At 70.8% G+C, this 2,711-nt stretch carries 3 protein-coding genes; 1 reads left to right on the forward strand and 2 read right to left on the reverse strand.

Going from position 1 to position 2,711, the window contains the following annotated elements; all coding sequences use genetic code 11:
* The first annotated feature begins 575 nt into the window (after positions 1 to 575).
* A complete protein-coding gene (locus VIM19_15350) occupies positions 576 to 1,751 on the forward strand; it encodes a site-specific integrase (GenBank protein HEY5186238.1) in 1,176 nt (391 codons plus the stop codon).
* Here the strand turns inward: VIM19_15350 and VIM19_15355 are convergent.
* Both VIM19_15355 and VIM19_15360 read right to left on the reverse strand, forming a co-directional pair.
* Positions 1,690 to 1,893 (reverse strand): helix-turn-helix domain-containing protein, encoded by a 204-nt coding sequence (locus tag VIM19_15355; protein ID HEY5186239.1) that lies wholly within the window; start codon positions 1,891 to 1,893, stop codon positions 1,690 to 1,692. The genes VIM19_15350 and VIM19_15355 overlap by 62 nt on opposite strands.
* 50 nt (positions 1,894 to 1,943) lie before the next feature.
* Positions 1,944 to 2,711, reverse strand: a 768-nt coding sequence (locus VIM19_15360) for a hypothetical protein (GenBank protein HEY5186240.1), incomplete at its 5' end; no start/stop codon positions are given.

Consider the following 2,711-nt stretch of genomic DNA (forward strand, 5'->3'; position numbering starts at 1 on the left):
AGGTCATTTCGCCTCATCCTTGGCCAGGGTGAGCCGCAGCCGGTTGGGACCCCACAAGACGAGGTCGGCCGCCATAACAGACGCCTGGTGCCGTCCGCCAGCTCATGGTTGCGAGCTGCGGAATGCAGCAATGCGGCCGCCTTGGCGTGGATCGAGGTCTACGCGTCCTCGCCGTGCGCGGTCGACTGGGACGTCCCAGCGGGGCGCGGGCACCCTCAGACGCGGGCAGTCTCGTCAGAATGGCGCCGTCTGACCGTTCCGGGAAGAGCACGGCCTGACCCCACGCTGACCCGCCGAACGGGTCGCTTCCGTGCCAAAGTCGTGCCATAAGCGTGCATTGGGTGGTATGGGAGAGGGCGCAGTGGGAGCAGATGGCAGGCAAGCGAGACTGAAAGTCCTTGTGTAGCAACGGGAATCTGAACTTCTAGACTGGTGCCCCCGAGAGGATTCGAACCTCCGACACACGGTTAAGGAATCTGTTCGGCGAACGAGGCCGCAACGCTTCCACCTGGCACGCAGCCAGAACCGTTGTACCTTCGTGCCATCTACGTGCCATAACGAGCCCGGGAGGGTCGATGACACGAAGATCGTTCGGCGCGGTCCGGCGGCTGCCCTCGGGACGGTGGCAGGCCCGGTACTGGGACGTCGCGACCGCGACCCACCTGGCGGCCCCGGTGACCTTCCCGACCAAAACGGACGCCAACGCCTGGCTGGCCGAGAGGCAGACCGAGGGGCGTCGTGGAGTGGTGTACGACGCGCGGGCGGCGAAGAAGACCGTGCACGCGCTGGTCCGCGAGCACCTCGACACGGCAGCGGCGATCGGTGACCTCAAGCCGAAGACGCTGGACGGGTACGAGTCGCTGCTGCGGGCCTGCATCGACGGCGACCCGATCGCGACCATCTCTGTGGCCACGCTGCGCGCCCGCGACGTCCGCGAGTGGCTGACCCGGCTGCGGCAACGGCGGCTGTCGGCGTCGCGGGTGCGGCAGGCCTACCGGCTGGTCTCCGCGGTGTGCCGGCGGGCGGTGCGCGACGACGTGATCCCCCGCAACCCTTGCGACGGCGTCGAGCTGCCCCGCCTGCCGGAGGCGCGGGCCCGGTTCCTGGAGACCGACGAGATGGACCGGCTGCTGGCCGCATGCCCGGACGAGGCGCAGCGGGCCTTCCTGCTCACCCTCGCCTATGGCGGCCTGCGCTGGGGCGAGGCTGCGGCACTGCGGGTGCGTGACGTGGACCTGCGGCACGGCACCGTGCGCGTCGACGAGTCTTTGTCCGCGGCGACCGACCCGCGCACCGGCCGGCACACGCTGATCTTCCAGTCCCCGAAGTCACGCCAGTCCCGGACCATCACGGTGCCTACCGTGGTGCTCGAGGCGCTGCGGCAGCGTGTCGATGCGCTGCCGCTGAATCCGGACCGGCTGTTGTGGACCACCCGGACCGGCGGCCCGCTGCGCTACTCCAGCTGGAAGCGGTGGGTGTGGGACGGGTCCGTCGAGCGGGCGAAGCTGGACGCCGTCAACCCGCACGACCTGCGGCGCACCTGCGCCAGCCACATGTTCGCGATGGGGTTCACCGTGCCCGAGGTCCAACAGCATCTGGGGCACGCCGACCCTTCGGTGACGCTGGCGGTCTACACCCAGGTCACCCAGGGCCGGGCCCGGGGCGCGAAGGCGCGCTGGGACCGCTACCTCAACACCGCCGTCTCGGCACCGTCTCCGCCAGCCAGCGCTCGAGCGCGACGCGCGGAATGAGGATGCGCCGCCCGATCCGCCGGGCCGGCAGCTCCCCGCGTTGCACGGCCAGGTAGGCCTCGTTTCGGCTGATCCCCAGCAACTGGGCTGCTTCGGGCACGGTGAGGGTCACCCGCTCCACAGGTGCCGGCGGGATCTGCATCAGCGCAGTGAGAGGCGACGCGCCGGCCAGCCGGCGAGGCTGCGGCCGGTTCACAACGACAGCCCCCGTTCCTCGACCTGCCTGGCTGGCTGCTGCTGCTGGGCGAGGGTGTGCCGTCGGGACCAGCTCAGGCGCTCCTGGAGCAGGTCGAGGGCGTCGGCGGGCTCAGCGTGCGTGAGGATCTGGAAGCGCGGGATGTCGAGTTCGTCGGTGGGGTCCGTCCGGGCCAGTGGCTGGGCACTGGTGAACAGGTGGTTGGCGGTGCGGCCGCGGGACAGCGCGACGTAGCCGGCTTGCTGGCTGAGTGCCGCGGTGCCGTAGATGAGCGCCAGGTCGGTGGTCAGGCCTTGGGCCTTGTGGACGGTGAGGGCGTACCCGTGGTCGAGGTGGTCGGAGGCCCAGCGGACCGGCACCTCGGCGTGCTGGCCGGTCTCGGTGTGCAGCCGCAGGGTGGTGCGGTCGGTGCGCTCGATGGTGGCCCGGGTGCCGTTGAGCAGCCCGCGGCGGTGGTCGTTGTGGGTGATGACCACCAGGTCGCCGGTGGCGAACCGTCGTTCTGCGTCGTCGGTGCGGACGACGGTCTCGTGGGTTGCGATCAGACCCGTCGTGGCGAGCGCTTGCCGAATCTGGTCGTTGAGGGCCGTTGCGTCGTGTCGGCTGCTGGTCAGGGCGACGACCTGGTAGGGGTCCGCGCCGGCGCGGCGGTGGTGCAGGTAGGCGTCGACGAGCCGGGCTCGGGCCTGCGCATCGTCGGCGCGGGTGTGGACTCGGCCGTGGGCGAGGTAGGCACCGACCGCCGCCTCGGTGTGGCCGCGGCG

Source organism: Actinomycetes bacterium, assembly GCA_036510875.1.
In the GTDB taxonomy this organism is placed as follows: domain Bacteria; phylum Actinomycetota; class Actinomycetes; order Prado026; family Prado026; genus DATCDE01.